The following is a 15,125-nucleotide window of genomic DNA, read 5'->3' as shown; positions in this document are numbered from 1 at the left end:
CCTGATGACCATAGCAAGTCGGTACCACTCCTTCCCATCCCGAACAGGACAGTGAAACGACTTCGCGCCGATGATAGTGCGGGTCCCCGTGTGAAAGTAGGTCATCGTCAGGCTCTTACAGCCCAAATCGCCCCCCTGTGCATTCGCCCAGGGGGGCGTTTTGCTTTTGGGCAAAGGAAAATGTGCGAAATTCCACGCTCATGCAGCTCCAAGACATTCTCTATTCGCAAGGTTTCGGAACCCGCCGCATTTGCGCGGGCTTGATTCAGCAGGGCTGGGTGGCCGTGCACGGTGCCGGCTCGCCGGAGCCAGTCGTCTGTCTGGAGCCGGCACAGGATTTCGAGACGCAGGGGCTGGTGCTGCGTGTGCAAGGCCAGGACTGGCCGTACCACGCCAAGGCCTATGTGATGCTGAACAAGCCTGCCGGTACGGAATGCTCCCAGAAGCCTTCTGCCTATCCCAGCGTTTATACGCTGCTGCCAGCCCCGCTTCGGCAGCGGCCCAGCAAAGGGGCCGTGAGCGGGGTGCAGGCCGTGGGGCGGCTGGACCAGGATACGACGGGCCTGCTGCTGCTCAGCGATGACGGGCAATTCATCCACCGCATGGGCTCTCCGAAAAAGCATGTGCCGAAGGTGTACCAGGTGACGGCCAAGCATCCCGTCGATGCGGCGCAGGTCGAGCGCCTGTTGGCTGGCGTGGTGCTCGATGACGATCCCAGGCCTGTGCGCGCGGCGGCCTGCGTGCAACGTGACGCGCACCGGATCGACTTGACCTTGACCGAAGGCAAGTACCACCAGGTCAAGCGCATGATCGCGGCGGTAGGCAATCGCGTGGAGGCCCTGCACCGCGCCCGCATGGGGGGGCTGGAGCTCCCGGCTGGCATGGCGCCGGGGCAGTGGCGTTGGCTGGGCCCGGATGAACTCGCGCTGCTGAAATGACTTGCACAATGGGCATCACGTCAACGCCATGTGCCGCGCGGACGTTGTCCATGGGTCCTCGTGATGCGGGCTATGCCGAAGGGAGTTTTGGGGTGAAAGAATGGACAATGGGGCGCATGGCGGGCGTCCTTGTAGCCGCGTGCCTGGCGCTGGGAGCCCATGCTGCGGAACCGCCGGTGTTCGTGCTCAACTCCCTGCAGGCGGATATCAGCGTCATCGACCCGGTGACATGGACGGAGACGGCGCGCATCGCCACGGGCAAGGAGCCGCATCACCTCTATCTCACGCCCGATGAGAAGTCGCTGATCGTGGCCAACGCCCTGGGGGACAGTCTTACCTTCGTGGACCCGGGAACGGCGCAGGTGCAACGCACGGTGCGTGGCATCGTCGATCCCTACCACCTGCGGTTCTCGCCCGACATGCAGTGGCTGGTGACGGCCGCGAACCGGCTCAACCATGTGGATTTCTACCGCTGGGACGGCAAGGAGCCGACCCTGGTGCAGCGCGTTCCCACGGGCAAGACGCCCAGCCACCTGTGGATCGACAGCGCCAGCCGTACGGTGTATTCCACCATGCAGGACAGCGACGAACTGGTCGCGATCGATATCGCCACGCAGAAGATCAGGTGGCGCACCGGTACGGGTGCCATGCCGGCGGACGTGTATGGCAGCCCCGACGGCAGGCATCTCTTCGTCGGGCTCACGGGCAGCGACAGCGTGGAGGTGTTCGACATCTCGGGCGAGCTGCCGCGTAGCGTGCAGCGCATCAAGACCGGCAGCGGCGCCCACGCCTTCCGCGCCGCGGGCGACGGGCGCCATTTGTTCGTGAGCAACCGGGTGGCCAATACCATCAGCAAGATCGACATGCAGGCGCTGCGCGTAGTGGACTCCTATCCGGCGCCGGGCGGCCCCGACTGCATGGATGTATCGGCCGATGGCCGCTGGATCTATGTCAGCGCACGCTGGGCGCGCAAGATGCTCGTGATCGATACGGCCGAGCGCAAAGTGGCTCGCGCCATCAATGTCGGCAAGTCGCCCCACGGCGTCTGGACGCTCAGGCATGCCAAGCGTTAGCGGGTTCACTGGCGCGCAACCGTCGTGGCGGGCGTGTTGTGCAATCATTTTGATAGCTGCAAGCGCTTGTCCACTGGGCGCTAGTGCCCAAAATAATGCACAAGGCAGCTGCAATGGAGCGGTGTACCTGACCTTCGATACGGGGCACATGGGCATCGCGCCCCTGGTGGCCGAGGTGCTGCAGCGCCAGCGCGTGAAGGCCACCTTCTTCGCCGCCAACGAGCGCACGCAAAGCGGCGGCGGCAGCCTCGACGAGCAGTGGGCGCCGTGGTGGCGCGCACGGGCCGCGGAGGGGCACGAATTCGCCTCGCACACGCTGCACCACGTGTACTGGCGCGCCGACGAGGGCGCGGGGCTCAAGGTCAGGCCATCGGCGGGCCCCCAGGCCGGCAAGGATCTCTCGATGACGGCGGCGCAGTATTGCGCGGAGATCGATGGCGCCGCGGACCGGCTGCGCGCCATGACCGGCAAGGAGCCGCTGCCGCTGTTTCGCGCGCCGGGCGGCAAGACCTCGCCGCGCCTGCTGGAGGCCGCCCGGTCCTGCGGCTACACGCATGTGGGCTGGACGCCGGCAGGATTCCTGGGCGACGAGCTGCCGAGCGAGCGCTACGGCAACCAGATGCTGCTGGAGCAGGCGCTGCGCACCATCCGCGACGGCGACATACTGCTGGCCCACCTGGGCATCTGGTCGCGCAAGGACCCCTGGGCGCCGGCCGTGCTGGAGCCCTTGATCAAGGGCCTGAAGGAGCGCGGGCTGTGCTTTCGCACCCTGCGCGAACACCCCGTCTACGGGACGAAGGCCCAGCAGGGGAAGTGACATGGCCCGCGGCTATGCTGGGCGTTGATGAGCGCGATGCGATGGTGAATCCCATGTCCTGGCTATCCCTGCTGTTCGATGCCGCCCAGCAGTGGCTGTTCGAGGCCGTGGTGCAGCCGGCGTTGTTCGCGCTCGGGCTGGCCAATGTGCTCGAGGATGCCTACGTCGCCACGGGCTGGCTGCTCGTCGGCCTGCTGCAGCTGCTGGTGATGCTGGCCGTGATCGGCCCGCTGGAGCGCTGGCGGCCGGTGGAGCCCCTGCGGGACCGCGCCGCCGTGCGGGTCGATGTGATCTACACCCTGATCCACCGCCTGGGCCTGTTTCGCCTGGCCCTGTTCTTCATGGCGGAGCCGTTGTGGGACGGCCTGTTCGGCACGCTGCGCACCCATGGCTGGCGCACCTTCCAGCTCGACGCGCTGTGGCCGGGCGTGACGGACCGGTCTCTCGCGAGCCTGCTGCTGTACCTGCTGGTGTTCGACTTCGTGGACTACTGGATCCACCGCGGCCAGCACCGCCTGGGCTGGTGGTGGCGCCTGCACGCCCTGCACCATTCCCAGCGGCAGATGACCATGTGGAGCGACAGCCGCAACCACTTGCTGGACGACTTGCTGCGCGACGCCATCATCGTCGTCGTCGCGCAATGCATAGGCGTGGCGCCGGGCCAGTTCGTGGCCATCGTGGCGCTCACGCAGCTCAGCGAGAACCTGCACCACGCCAACCTGCGCCTGTGGTTCGGCAGCCTGGGCGAACGCCTGTGGATCAGCCCGCGCTTTCACCGCCTGCACCACGCCATCGGCACAGGGCATGAATCGGCGCCGGCGCAGCACACCGGCGTCCCGGTGCTCGGCGGGCACAACTTCGGCGTGCTGCTGCCCTGGTGGGACATGCTGTTCGGCACGGCCAACTTCGAGCGCCGCTACGACCCCACGGGCGTGCGCGACCAGGTCGAGCCTGGCCCCGATGGCCGGGTGCGCGACTACGGCAGTGGCTTCTGGGCCCAGCAATGGCGCGGCCTGCTGCGCCTGGCGGGGCGCGACTGAGCAGGCAATGGCGCTATGCTTGCGCGCATGGGGCCTTTTCTCGATTCTTTCTGGCGCGCCGCTGCCTACTGCCTGATGCCGCGCGTCGTGGCGCTGTCGCTGCTGCCGCTGCTCTTGATCACCCTGGCTGCCTGGGGCAGCGGGCATTTCTACTGGCAGCCGGCAGTGGCCTGGATGCAGGCGGCGCTGGAGGGCTCCGACTGGCTAGGCCTGCTGTGGGGCTGGCTGCGCCACTTCGGCGTGGACAACCTGCCCGTGGTGCTGGCGCCGCTGCTGGTGCTGATGCTGGCCACGCCCGTGGTCGTCATCGTCTGCGTGCTGGCGGTGGCCGTGCTCATGGCGCCGGCCATCGTTTCGCTGGTGGCGGAGCGGCGCTTTGCACAGCTGCAGCGCAAGCGGGGCGGCTCTTTCGTGGTCAGCGTGCTGTGGTCGCTGGGCTCCACCATCGCCGCGCTGCTGGCGCTGGTGGTCTCCATGCCGCTGTGGCTCGTTCCCCCGCTGGTGCTGGTGCTGCCGCCGCTGATCTGGGGCTGGCTGACCTACCGCGTCATGGCCTTCGACGCGCTGGCCGAGCATGCGAGCAGGCCGGAGCGGCAGGAGATCTTCAAGCGCCACAGGCTGAGCCTGCTGACCATCGGCGTGCTGTGCGGTTTCCTGGGCGCGGCGCCCGGCATCGTCTGGGCCTCGGGCGTGGTGTTCGCGGCGGCGTTCTTCATGCTCGTGCCCATCGCCATCTGGATCTACACGCTGGTGTTCGCCTTTTCTTCCCTGTGGTTCACCCACTTCTGCCTGGCGGCGTTGCAGCGGCTGCGGGAGCAGGACGGCGACCCGTCCTCTCCCCTGGCCACGCCCGCCATTCCTGCCAGCCCACCGCCGCCGGCGCTCGCTCCTCCGCCTTCTCCGGACTCGCATCCCGCATGATTCCATCCTTCGGCCTCATCATCGTCGGCGACGAAATCCTCTCGGGCAAGCGCGCGGACAAGCACCTGCCCAAGGTCATCGAACTGCTGGCCGCCCGCGGCCTTGCGCTGGCCTACGCGGACTATGTGGGCGACGACCGCCCGCGCATCACCGCGGCCCTGCAGCGCGCGTTCGCCTCGGGCGACGTCGTCTTCAGCTGCGGCGGCATAGGCGCCACGCCCGACGACCACACGCGCCAATGCGCGGCAGCCGCGCTGCAGCGGCCCCTGGCGCTGCACCCCGAGGCGGCGGCGCTGATCCGCGAGCGCATGCAGGACGTCGCGCGCGAGCAGGGCGAGGCGTTCGATCCCGACCGGCCGGACAACGCGCACCGGCTCAACATGGGCGTGTTCCCCGAGGGCGCGCGCATCATTCCCAACCCCTACAACAAGATCCCGGGCTTCTCCTGCGACGGGCCGGGAGGCGGCACGGTGCATTTCATGCCGGGCTTCCCGGTGATGGCCTGGCCCATGGTGGAGTGGGTGCTGGACCACTACTGTGCCCAGTGGTTCAACCGCCAGCCCCAAACCGAGCATTCGATCGTGCTGCATGGCGCTATGGAGGCCGCGCTCACCCCGCTCATGGAGCGCATAGAGGCCGCGCACCCTGGTATCAAGGTGTTCAGCCTGCCCAGTGTCGATCACCCCGTGCACGGCAGGCACGTGGAACTGGGGGTCAAGGGCCCGGCCGCGCTGGTTCCGGCGGCATGGCAGGAGCTTTACCAGGGTCTGCACCAATCTGGTGCGGGCATGGGCCCCGAAATGGTGCGCAATATCTGAGAAGGTGCCCCACTTAGAATCCCGCACGCAATCGGTGCACCGTGCGCCGCCTGGAATCGAGGGCGACCACGGTGGAGCACCCCAGCCCCACGGGCGCCGCGCGGGCTGGCACGCAACCTGCTTTTCCTTGCGCATCCTTTTTCGATGCGCATTTCTATCCCTGGAGAACCCTGATGGCCAAGACCGTTGCAGACGTGATGAAGATGGTGGAGGAAAACGAAGTCAAGTTCGTCGACCTGCGCTTCACGGACACCCGTGGCAAGGAACAGCACGTGACCGTGCCGATCTCGCACTTCGACGAGGACAAGTTCACCTCCGGCCATGCGTTCGACGGCTCCTCCGTCGCCGGCTGGAAGGGCATCGAAGCCTCGGACATGCAGCTCATGCCCGACCCGAGCACGGCCAACATCGACCCGTTCTTCGAGGAAACCACGCTGTTCCTGCAATGCGACGTGGTCGAGCCCGGCGACGGCAAGGCCTATGACCGCGACCCGCGCTCCATCGCCAAGCGCGCCGAGGCCTACCTGAAGGCCTCGGGCCTGGGCGACACGGCCTACTTCGGCCCCGAGCCCGAGTTCTTCATCTTCGACGGCGTGCGCTGGAGCAACGAGCCGGGCAAGGTGTTCTTCGAGATCGAGGAATACGAAGCTCCCTGGAACAGCGGCACCAAGTTCGACGGCGGCAACCGCGGCCACCGCCCCACGACCAAGGGTGGCTACTTCCCCGTGCCGCCCGTGGACAGCACGCAGGACATGCGCGCCGAGATGGTGCTGATCCTCGAGTCCCTGGGCATCCCGGTCGAGGTGTTCCACCACGAGGTGGCCGGCGCCGGCCAGAACGAGATCGGCACCAGGTTCTCCACCCTGGTCGAGCGCGCCGACTGGACCCAGGTGATGAAGTACGTCATCTGGAACGTGGCCAACGCCTATGGCAAGACGGCGACCTTCATGCCCAAGCCCTACGCGGGCGACAACGGCTCGGGCATGCACGTGCACCAGTCGATCTGGAAGGACGGCAAGAACCTGTTCGCGGGCGACGGCTACGCGGGCCTGTCGGACTTCGCGCTGTACTACATCGGCGGCATCATCAAGCACGCCCGCGCGCTCAACGCCATCACCAACCCCGGCACCAACAGCTACAAGCGCCTGGTGCCCGGCTTCGAGGCGCCGGTCAAGCTCGCCTACAGCTCGCGCAACCGCTCGGCGTCGATCCGCATCCCCTACGTGGCCAACCCCAAGGGCCGCCGCATCGAGGCGCGCTTCCCCGATCCTTCGTCCAACCCCTACCTGTGCTTCTCGGCGCTGATGATGGCGGGCCTGGACGGCGTGGAGAACAAGATCCATCCGGGCGAGGCCGCCACCAAGGACCTGTACCACCTGCCGCCCGAGGAGGACAAGCTGGTGCCCACCGTGTGCCACAGCCTGGACCAGGCGCTGGAGGCGCTGGACAAGGACCGCGGCTTCCTGACCAAGGGCGGCGTGTTCTCCGACAACATGCTGGACGCCTACATCGAGCTCAAGATGGGCGAGGTGCAGCGCTTCCGCATGGCGCCGCACCCCGTCGAGTACGACATGTACTACTCGCTGTGACCGGCACGGGGGGGCATCACGGCCTCCCGGCGGTGTGCCACAGGGCGGCTGCGGCCGCCTTTTTGCATGGCGGACCGTGCGGGCCAATCGGGCGCCGCAATTGGCGGTCCGGGGTGATTGGGGGATACTCAGCGCCGCCGTGCATGCGCCGCGCATGTCATGTGAGGAATCCGATGAAACACAGCCACAGCCTGCTTGCCCTGACCATCATTGCCGCCATGCTGCAGCCCGCCTGGGCGCAGGACCGTATCTACCGCTGCGGCAACGAGTACACCAACAACGCCGCCCAGGCCAAGGAGCGTGGCTGCAAGCTCGTCGAAGGCGGCAACGTGACGGTGCTGCAGGGGCCGCGGCCGGCCGCGGCGGCGCCAGGCGGCGGGGCCGGCGCCAGCGGCAGCCCGCCGGCGAATGCGCCGCGCGTGGATGCTGCCGACCAGCGCGCGCGCGACGCCGATGCGCGCGCCATCCTCGATGCCGAGCTGCGCAAGGCCGAGGCGCGCCTGGCCGAGCTGCGCAAGGAATACAACGACGGCTATCCCCAGCGCTCGGCCCTGGAGATGCGCAACCCTCAGGGCTACATCGAACGCACGGCCGAGCTCAAGGCCGCCGTGGCCCGCGCCGAGGCCGACGTGGCCGGCATCAAGCGCGAACTCGCGCGCTTGAACAAGTAAGCGCGGGCAAGGCAAGGGGGCACCATCATTTCGGCACCCCGGCCCGCGGAGCGCTATCAGGCGCTCGATCTCATCTCCACGCTGGTGGCCGTGCTGCACCCCGATGGTGCAGTGGTGTTCGTCAACGCCGCGCTGGAGGACGCCCTGGGCCTGTCGCGCCGCATGCTGGAGGGCGCGGACTTCGGCGCGCTGCTGACCGACCCGGCCATCCTGCAGAAGGCGCTGGCGGGCGCGCGCGGGCGCGACTTCGCGGCGCTGCGCTTCGAGGCCGCGCTGCGCCGTCCTCCGCAGGACCCGCTGCCCGTGCACGCCAACGTGGCGCGGGCCGAACCTGGCCGCGAGGTGATCGTGGAGCTGTGGCCGCTGGAGGCCCAGGCGCGCCAGGACCGCGAGGAGCGCCTGCGCGAGCAGGCCCAGGCGCACAAGGAACTGATCCGCAACCTGGCGCACGAGATCAAGAACCCGCTGGGCGGCATACGCGGCGCGGCGCAGCTGCTGCAAATGGAGCTGCCCGGCCCCGAGCTCGCCGAATACACCCAGGTCATCATCCACGAGGCCGACCGCCTGCAGGGCCTGGTGGACCGGCTGCTGGCGCCGCACCGCCATCCGCACCAGGTGGGCGACGTGAACATCCATGAAGTCTGCGAGCGCGTGCGCTCCCTGGTGCTGGCCGAATACCCCCAGGGCCTGGCCGTGCTGCGCGACTACGACACCTCGATCCCCGAGTTCCGCGGCGACCGCGCGCAGCTCCTGCAGGCGCTGCTCAACATCGTGCAGAACGCCGCGCAGGCGCTCGCCGAGCGCATCGCCGCCGGCGACGCGCAGATCACCCTGCGCACGCGCGTGGCCCGGCAGGTCACGTTCGGGCGCCAGCGCTACCGCCTGGCATTGGAATTGCATGTCATCGACAACGGGCCGGGCGTGCCCGAGGCCATCAGGGAGCGGATCTTCTATCCGCTGGTGACGGGCCGGGACGGTGGATCGGGGCTGGGCCTGACGCTGGCGCAGACCTTCGTGCAGCAGCACCAGGGCCTGATCGACTGCGACAGCGAACCGGGCCGCACGGACTTCCGCATCCTCATCCCGCTGCCCTGACCCCGGCCATGCAAGACCTACGGGAAAGGGAGCACCAACACATGAAGCCGATCTGGATAGTGGACGACGACCCCTCGATTCGCTTCGTCCTGGAGAGGGCGCTGGCGCGCGAGGGCCTGCCTACGCGCAGCTTCACGCAGGCGCGCGAGGTACTGGACGCGCTGGCCGGCGTGGCCGCGGGCGGCGCGGCGCAGCAGGGGCCGCAGGTGCTGGTGAGCGACATACGCATGCCCGGCGGCTCGGGCCTGCAGCTGCTGGAGCAGGTGCGCGCGCAGCAGCCGGGCCTGCCGGTCATCGTCATGACGGCCTATTCCGACCTGGACAGCGCCGTGTCCGCCTTCCAGGGCGGCGCGTTCGAGTACCTGCCCAAGCCCTTCGACGTGCCCAAGGCCGTGGAGCTGATCCGCCGCGCCGTGGAGGAAAGCGAGCGCGAGCAGGTGGCCGAGCAGCAGCAGGCCGACGCGCCCGAGATGCTGGGCCAGGCGCCGGCCATGCAGGACGTGTTCCGCGCCATCGGACGCCTGTCCCAGAGCGTGGTCACGGTGCTGGTCACGGGCGAATCGGGCACGGGCAAGGAGCTGGTGGCGCGCGCGCTGCACAGGCACTCGCCCGTGGCCGGGGGGCCGTTCGTGGCCATCAACACCGCGGCCATCCCCAAGGACCTGCTGGAGAGCGAGCTCTTTGGCCACGAGCGCGGCGCCTTCACCGGCGCGCAGGCGCAGCGGCGCGGGCGCTTCGAGCAGGCCGAGGGCGGCACGCTGTTCCTCGACGAGATCGGCGACATGCCGCTGGACCTGCAGACGCGCCTGCTGCGCGTGCTGTCCGACGGCCAGTTCTACCGCGTGGGTGGCCACGCCGCCGTCAAGTCCCACGTGCGCGTGATCGCCGCCACGCACCAGGACCTGGAGCAGCGCGTGCAGGGCGGCGCGTTCCGCGAGGACCTGTTCCACCGCCTCAACGTCATCCGCCTGCGCCTTCCTGCGCTGCGCGAGCGCCGCGAGGACGTGCCCATGCTCACGCGCCACTTCCTGCAACGCAGCGCGCGCCAGCTGGGCGTGGAGCCCAAGCGCATCTCCGACGCGGCGCTGGAGACGCTCATGCGCTTTGCCTTCCCCGGCAACGTGCGCCAGCTCGAGAACATCTGCCACTGGCTCACCGTCATGGCGCCGGCCCAGGTGATCTCGGCGCGGGACCTGCCGCCCGAGGTGCTGCAGGCGGGCGCGCCCGTCCATGCGCCCGCGGCGGCCGCCGACGAGGGCTGGGAGCTGGCGCTGGAGCGGGAGGCGCAAAGGCTGCTGCAGGACGGCCGGCCCGAGGTGTGGGACGCGCTGGCGCGCCGCTTCGAGTCGCGCCTGATCCGCACCGCCCTGCAGGCCACGCATGGCCGGCGCATGGAGGCCGCGCAGCGCCTGGGCATAGGCCGCAACACCATCACGCGCAAGATCCAGGAACTGGGGCTCGATGCGCCGGATGAGGTATGAAAAAGGCCTCCGGCGCTTGATGGATAAGCGCTGGCAGCTATTGAAAGAGTAGCTTCAGTCTAGGGCCTGTTAACAGGCCCTAGCGTGGCGACCACCGGCGCGTGGTCGCTGGGCTGCGGGTTCTTGCGCGGCACGCGGTCGATGCGGCAGGCTGTCACGCCCGCGCGCAGCGCCTCGCTCACCAGGATGTGGTCTATGCGCAGGCCGCGGTTCTTCTGGAAGCCCAGTTGCCGGTAGTCCCACCACGAATAGCTCTTCTCGGGCTGCTCGAACAGGCGGAACGCGTCGGTCAGGCCCAGCTCCAGCAGCTGGCGGAAATGCCGGCGCTCCTCCACCGTGTGGTGGATGGTGTCCTTCAGGCCCACGGGGTCGTAGGAATCGCGGTCCTCGGGCGCCACGTTGAAGTCGCCCACCAGCACCAGGCGCGGGTGCGCGGCCAGTTCGGCGCGCAGCCAGTCGTGCAGGGCGGCCAGCCACTGCAGCTTGTAGGCGAACTTGTCCGTGCCCGGCGCCTGGCCGTTCACGAAGTAGCAGTTCACCATGCGCAGCGGGCCGCCTTCCACGTCCAGCGTGGCGGCGATCACGCGCGCCTGCTCGTCTTCGTGGCCGGGAATGTTGCGCACCACGTCGCGCGGCGGCGTGCGGCTGACGATGGCCACGCCGTTGTAGGTCTTCTGGCCGAAGCACACCGCGTGGTAGCCCGCGGCCTCGAAGGCGTCGTGCGGGAACTTCTCGTCCACCAGCTTGAGTTCCTGCAGGCCGATGGCCTCCACCGGATTGGCGGCCAGCCATGCCAGCACCTGCGGCAGGCGCACGGAGAGGGAGTTGATGTTCCAGGTGGCCAGTTGCATGACGCTTCCTCGCTGCGGAAAGTGATTCGATACGTTCGATACATGCATGGGGCCACGGGCGCCATGAAAAGATCGTAAACACGCTCTAAAACCCGCCAGTGTAGACTGCCGGGTTTTTTGAGCCGCATGAACCGCACTATGGCGCAGAACACGGGGCGCACGGGTTTGACGGGTTCGGCGCTGGTGCGCCTGCTGGCCGGCATGGGCGAGGCGCCAGGGCGCGCGGGCGAGCCCCGCGCCGCATTCGCGGACGGCCTGGTCCAATGGGTGGGCTGGGCGGATGCCATCGCGCTGTCGGCCGCCCTGGAGCGGCCCGCGGCGTCCGCCACGGCCGCCGGCCCCCAGGCCCGCTACACCGGGGAACACGCTGAGTACGAGCGCGTGCGCGCCACGCTCGCGCAGGCCATCGGCCGCGAAGTGCAGGCTGCAGGCCGCTCGCCGCTGGAGGCCGGCATGGGCTTCGCTCCGTACCGCCAGTGCTGCGTGGCCCGCCAGCAGGCAATGGCCGTGGCGACAGGCGCGCTGCGCGACCGCGTGCGCGCTGCCCTGGCGGCCTGCGGCCCTGATGCGGCGCGGTTGGCCGCGGTGGACGTGGTGCTGGCCCAGGCGCTGGCGGCGCAGGAGCAGCGCCTGTTCGCGGCCGTGCCCGCGCGGCTCGAAAAACACTTCCAGCGGCTGTGTGCGGCCGAGGCCGGGCCGGACGCGTTCCGCGCCGACCTGCAGGCCGTGCTGCTGGCCGAGCTGGAGTTGAGATTGCAACCGGTCGAAGGGCTTCTCGAAGCGCTTCGCCGCCATACCCCTTCGGGCTGTACATGACGAAACTGTTTTCCCTGGCCGCGTTCGCGGCGGGCCTTGCCACCGTGGGCTGGGTGGGCGCGGGCTACCTGCAGGCCCAGCCGCTGGCGCTGGCCATCATCGTGCTGATCGCGGCGTTCTACCTGCTTGGCAGCTGGGAACTGCTGCGCTTCTCGCGCGCGACCGAGGCGCTGGCCGGTGCGCTGGGCGCGCTCTCGCAGACCCCCGCGCGGCTGGACGACTGGCTGGCCACGCTGCCCGCCGCGCTGCGCGACGCCGTGCGCCAGCGCGTCGAAGGCGCGCGCGCCGGCCTGCCGGGGCCGGTGCTCGCCTCGTACCTGAGCGGCCTGCTGGTGCTGCTGGGCATGCTGGGCACCTTCGGGGGCATGGTGGTCGCCCTGAACGGCACGGGCGCCGCGCTGGCAGGCGCCGACGGGCTCGATGCCATGCGCGACGCGCTGTCGGCGCCCGTGCGCGGCCTGGGGCTGGCGTTCGGCACCTCGGTGGCGGGCGTGGCCGCCTCGGCCATGCTGGGGCTGATGACGGCGCTGTGCCGGCGCGAGCGCATCCGCGCCGCGCGGCGGCTCGACGCCGCAGCGGCCGGCCCGCTGCGGCCCTTCTCCAGCCAGCACCAGCGCGAGGCATCGCTGCGCCTGCTGGGGCAGCAGGCGGGCGTCATGCCCCAGGTGGTGGACCGCCTGCAGGACTGCATGGCCGCGCTGGAGCGCCAGCAGCAGGCGCTGGGCGAGCGCCTTGCCGCCGAGCAGCAGCGCTTCTACAGCGAGACCGAAGCCGCCTACACCACCCTGGCCGCCACGGTGCAGCGCACGCTGGCGGACACCGCTGCGCAGAGCGCGGCCCAGGCCGGCGCGGCCATCCAGCCGGTGGCGGAAGCCACGCTGGCCGCCCTGGCGCGCGAGAGCACCCGCCTGCAGGAGTCGATGGCGCAGCAGGTGGGCCGCCAGCTCGACGCCATGGCCGAGCGCTTCGGCGAGGCCACCACCGCCGTCAGCACGCAATGGACGAGCGCGCTGGCCGAGCACCGCAGCACGGGCGAGGCCACCGCGCAGGCGCTGGGCGATGCGCTGGCGCGTTTCACGCAGGGTTTCGAGCAGCGCACGGCCGAACTGGCCGCCGACCTGGCGCAGCGGCTCTCGCACCAATCCGAAGCCCAGGCCACGCGCTGGGACGAGGCGCTGGCCCGCCAGGCCCACGAGGGCGCGCAACTGGCCGAGCGGCAGCAGCAGGCCCTGCAGGCCGCCACGGACGGCCTGGTCCGCCATGCCGCCGCACTGCAGGCATCGGTGGACCAGGCCCACGAGAGCCTGCAAAGCCGCCTGGCCGCGCAGGAAGAGCAGCGCCTGGCCCAATGGACGCAGGCGCTGCAGTCCGTCGCTGCCACGCTCGCCGACGAATGGCGCCGGGCGGGCGCCCAGGCCGCCGCGCAGCACCAGCAGACGGGCGAGGCGCTGGCCCGCCAGGCCCACGAGGGCGCGCAACTGGCCGAGCGCCAGCAGCAGGCCCTGCAGGCCGCCACGGACGGCCTGGCACGCCATGCCGCCGCACTGCAGGCATCGGTGGACCAGGCCCACGAGGGCCTGCAAAGCCGCCTGGCCGCGCAGGAGGAACAGCGCCTGGCCCGGTGGACGCAGGCGCTGCAGTCCGTGGCCGCCACGCTCGCCGACGAATGGCGCCGGGCGGGCGCCCAGGCCGCCGCGCAGCACCAGCAGACGGGCGATGCGCTGGCCCGGGCCGCGGACGATATCGCGCGCCACATGCAGGCCCAGGCGCAGGGCACGCTGGACGAGGTGCAGCGGCTGGTGCACGCCGCGGCAGAGGCGCCTCGCGCCGCGGCCCAGGCCATGGGCGAGCTGCGCCAGCAGATCACCGACAGCATCGCACGCGACAACGCCATGCTGGACGAGCGCGCACGCCTGCTCGAAACCCTGTCCACGCTGCTCGGTGCCGCCGGCCGCGCCGCCGACGAGCAGCGCAGCGCCATCGACGCGCTCGTGGCCCAGGCCGCCGGCGCCATGGAGCGCGCGGGCGGCCGCTTCGCCGAGACACTCGACGCGCAGGCGGGCCGCCTGGAAGGCGCGGCCGCGCAGGTCGCCGCCGGCGCCATCGAGGTCGCGAGCCTGGGCGAGGCCTTCGGCGGCGCGGTGCAGCTCTTCGGCCAGGCCAGCGCGCAGATGCTCGCGCAGCTGCAGCGCATCGAGGCCGCCATGGACAAGTCCCTCGCGCGCAGCGACGAGCAGCTCGACTACTACGTGGCCCAGGCGCGCGAGGTGATCGAGCTGAGCGTGGGCGCGCAAAAGCAGATCATCGACGGCCTGCAGCAGGTGGCCGCGCAGCGTGCCGAGGAGAGCGCGGCATGACGGTGCACGCCGGCAGCGAGCTCGACGATGGCCTGGAGCCCGCCGCGCCCGTGTGGGCCGTGTTCGGCGACCTGATGGGCGGCGCGCTGGGCGCGTTCGCGCTCATCCTCGTGTGCGCGTTGGGCATGCAGATGGAGCTGGCCGAACGCCTCAAGACCGAGCAGCGCCAGCGCGCCGAGCAGGCCCGCCGCCTCACCACGCTGGAGCAGGCCCTGGCCGGGCCGCTCGCGGCGGGCCGCGTGACGCTGCAGGACGGGCGCATCGGCATCAGCGGCAGCGTGCTGTTCGCCTTCAACTCCGACGAGCTCCAGCCCGAGGGGCGGCAGCTGCTGCGCAGCCTGTCCGCGCCGCTGGCCGCCTACCTGCGCGAGCGCGGCGAGATCCTCATGGTGAGCGGCTTCACCGACGACCGTCCCATGCGCGGCGGCGGCGGCAATGCGCGCTTCGCCGACAACTGGGAGCTGTCGGCCCAGCGCGCCCTGACCGTCACGCGCGCGCTCATCGACGAGGGCATTCCCTCGGCCCAGGTGTTCGCCGCCGCGTTCGGCGCCGAGCAGGCCGTGGCGTCGAATGCCGACGCCGAGGGGCGGGCGCGCAACCGCCGCGTGGAGATGGCCCCCATGCCGCGCCCCGCGCGCGGCGCGCAACCGTGAAGGGC

14 protein-coding genes and 1 rRNA gene are annotated in these 15,125 nt (G+C 70.2%); 14 read left to right on the top strand and 1 reads right to left on the bottom strand.

Annotation, left to right across the window (positions count from 1 at the left end; all coding sequences use genetic code 11):
• From rrf to ntrC, 11 genes are all read left to right on the top strand, one after another.
• Positions 1-113: ribosomal RNA gene (gene rrf / locus ACX12L_RS16290) — 5S ribosomal RNA — on the top strand.
• An 87-nt stretch (positions 114-200) separates the two neighbouring features.
• Complete coding sequence (locus ACX12L_RS16285) at positions 201-938, top strand: 16S rRNA pseudouridine(516) synthase (protein ID WP_459263503.1); 738 nt, start codon at positions 201-203, stop codon at positions 936-938.
• Between the two features lie 107 nt (positions 939-1,045).
• Positions 1,046-2,011 carry a YncE family protein gene (locus ACX12L_RS16280; RefSeq protein WP_459263505.1) on the top strand — a complete coding sequence of 322 codons (966 nt, stop codon included), beginning with the start codon at positions 1,046-1,048 and terminating at the stop codon, positions 2,009-2,011.
• Positions 1,998-2,828, top strand: coding sequence for a polysaccharide deacetylase family protein (locus ACX12L_RS16275; protein ID WP_459263502.1), 831 nt, complete (start codon positions 1,998-2,000; stop codon positions 2,826-2,828). Before ACX12L_RS16280 ends, ACX12L_RS16275 begins: the two co-directional genes overlap by 14 nt.
• Positions 2,829-2,881: 53 nt before the next feature.
• Positions 2,882-3,868, top strand: coding sequence for a sterol desaturase family protein (locus tag ACX12L_RS16270; RefSeq protein ID WP_459263501.1), 987 nt, complete (start codon positions 2,882-2,884; stop codon positions 3,866-3,868).
• A 15-nt stretch (positions 3,869-3,883) separates the two neighbouring features.
• Entirely contained in the window at positions 3,884-4,789 is a 906-nt protein-coding gene (locus ACX12L_RS16265; RefSeq protein WP_459263500.1) for an EI24 domain-containing protein, read from the top strand.
• On the top strand, positions 4,786-5,607 hold the full coding sequence (locus ACX12L_RS16260) for a competence/damage-inducible protein A (protein WP_459263499.1): 822 nt from the start codon (positions 4,786-4,788) through the stop codon (positions 5,605-5,607). Before ACX12L_RS16265 ends, ACX12L_RS16260 begins: the two co-directional genes overlap by 4 nt.
• A 173-nt stretch (positions 5,608-5,780) precedes the next feature.
• Complete coding sequence (gene glnA / locus ACX12L_RS16255; RefSeq protein ID WP_459263498.1) at positions 5,781-7,196, top strand: type I glutamate--ammonia ligase; 1,416 nt, start codon at positions 5,781-5,783, stop codon at positions 7,194-7,196.
• Between the two features lie 173 nt (positions 7,197-7,369).
• Positions 7,370-7,867 (top strand): hypothetical protein, encoded by a 498-nt coding sequence (locus tag ACX12L_RS16250; RefSeq protein WP_459263497.1) that lies wholly within the window; start codon positions 7,370-7,372, stop codon positions 7,865-7,867.
• A gap of 24 nt (positions 7,868-7,891) precedes the next feature.
• Positions 7,892-8,962: a nitrogen regulation protein NR(II) gene (glnL, locus tag ACX12L_RS16245; RefSeq protein ID WP_459263504.1), complete on the top strand. Its 1,071-nt coding sequence runs from the start codon at positions 7,892-7,894 to the stop codon at positions 8,960-8,962.
• Between the two features lie 41 nt (positions 8,963-9,003).
• Positions 9,004-10,443, top strand: coding sequence for a nitrogen regulation protein NR(I) (gene ntrC, locus ACX12L_RS16240; RefSeq protein ID WP_459263496.1), 1,440 nt, complete (start codon positions 9,004-9,006; stop codon positions 10,441-10,443).
• 59 nt (positions 10,444-10,502) lie between these two features.
• On the opposite strand, the gene xth is transcribed toward ntrC, so the two are convergent.
• On the bottom strand, positions 10,503-11,294 hold the full coding sequence (gene xth / locus ACX12L_RS16235) for an exodeoxyribonuclease III (protein WP_459263495.1): 792 nt from the start codon (positions 11,292-11,294) through the stop codon (positions 10,503-10,505).
• A gap of 126 nt (positions 11,295-11,420) precedes the next feature.
• On the opposite strand from xth, the gene ACX12L_RS16230 reads away from it, so the two are divergent.
• The 3 genes from ACX12L_RS16230 to ACX12L_RS16220 are packed head-to-tail and all read left to right on the top strand — an operon-like array spanning position 11,421 to position 15,120.
• Positions 11,421-12,110: a DUF3348 family protein gene (locus ACX12L_RS16230; RefSeq protein ID WP_459263494.1), complete on the top strand. Its 690-nt coding sequence runs from the start codon at positions 11,421-11,423 to the stop codon at positions 12,108-12,110.
• Positions 12,107-14,467 (top strand): DUF802 domain-containing protein, encoded by a 2,361-nt coding sequence (locus ACX12L_RS16225; RefSeq protein WP_459263493.1) that lies wholly within the window; start codon positions 12,107-12,109, stop codon positions 14,465-14,467. The genes ACX12L_RS16230 and ACX12L_RS16225 overlap by 4 nt, the downstream gene beginning before the upstream one ends.
• On the top strand, positions 14,464-15,120 hold the full coding sequence (locus ACX12L_RS16220; RefSeq protein WP_459263492.1) for an OmpA family protein: 657 nt from the start codon (positions 14,464-14,466) through the stop codon (positions 15,118-15,120). The genes ACX12L_RS16225 and ACX12L_RS16220 overlap by 4 nt, the downstream gene beginning before the upstream one ends.
• Positions 15,121-15,125: the final 5 nt, after the last annotated feature.

The sequence above is a fragment of the Alicycliphilus sp. T452 genome (assembly GCF_054512775.1).
This window is presented reverse-complemented; position numbering and strand designations above follow the sequence as displayed.

Bases quoted from the DNA above. Each gene is read 5' to 3' on its own strand.
- ACX12L_RS16285 (WP_459263503.1), top strand. From the start codon at position 201: ATGCAGCTCCAAGACATTCTCTATTCGCAAGGTTTCGGAACCCGCCGC.
- ACX12L_RS16280 (WP_459263505.1), top strand. From the start codon at position 1,046: ATGGGGCGCATGGCGGGCGTCCTTGTAGCCGCGTGCCTGGCGCTGGGA.
- ACX12L_RS16275 (WP_459263502.1), top strand. From the start codon at position 1,998: ATGCCAAGCGTTAGCGGGTTCACTGGCGCGCAACCGTCGTGGCGGGCG.
- ACX12L_RS16270 (WP_459263501.1), top strand. From the start codon at position 2,882: ATGTCCTGGCTATCCCTGCTGTTCGATGCCGCCCAGCAGTGGCTGTTC.
- ACX12L_RS16265 (WP_459263500.1), top strand. From the start codon at position 3,884: ATGCTTGCGCGCATGGGGCCTTTTCTCGATTCTTTCTGGCGCGCCGCT.
- ACX12L_RS16260 (WP_459263499.1), top strand. From the start codon at position 4,786: ATGATTCCATCCTTCGGCCTCATCATCGTCGGCGACGAAATCCTCTCG.
- glnA (WP_459263498.1), top strand. From the start codon at position 5,781: ATGGCCAAGACCGTTGCAGACGTGATGAAGATGGTGGAGGAAAACGAA.
- ACX12L_RS16250 (WP_459263497.1), top strand. From the start codon at position 7,370: ATGAAACACAGCCACAGCCTGCTTGCCCTGACCATCATTGCCGCCATG.
- ntrC (WP_459263496.1), top strand. From the start codon at position 9,004: ATGAAGCCGATCTGGATAGTGGACGACGACCCCTCGATTCGCTTCGTC.
- xth (WP_459263495.1), bottom strand. From the start codon at position 11,294: ATGCAACTGGCCACCTGGAACATCAACTCCCTCTCCGTGCGCCTGCCG.
- ACX12L_RS16230 (WP_459263494.1), top strand. From the start codon at position 11,421: ATGAACCGCACTATGGCGCAGAACACGGGGCGCACGGGTTTGACGGGT.
- ACX12L_RS16225 (WP_459263493.1), top strand. From the start codon at position 12,107: ATGACGAAACTGTTTTCCCTGGCCGCGTTCGCGGCGGGCCTTGCCACC.
- ACX12L_RS16220 (WP_459263492.1), top strand. From the start codon at position 14,464: ATGACGGTGCACGCCGGCAGCGAGCTCGACGATGGCCTGGAGCCCGCC.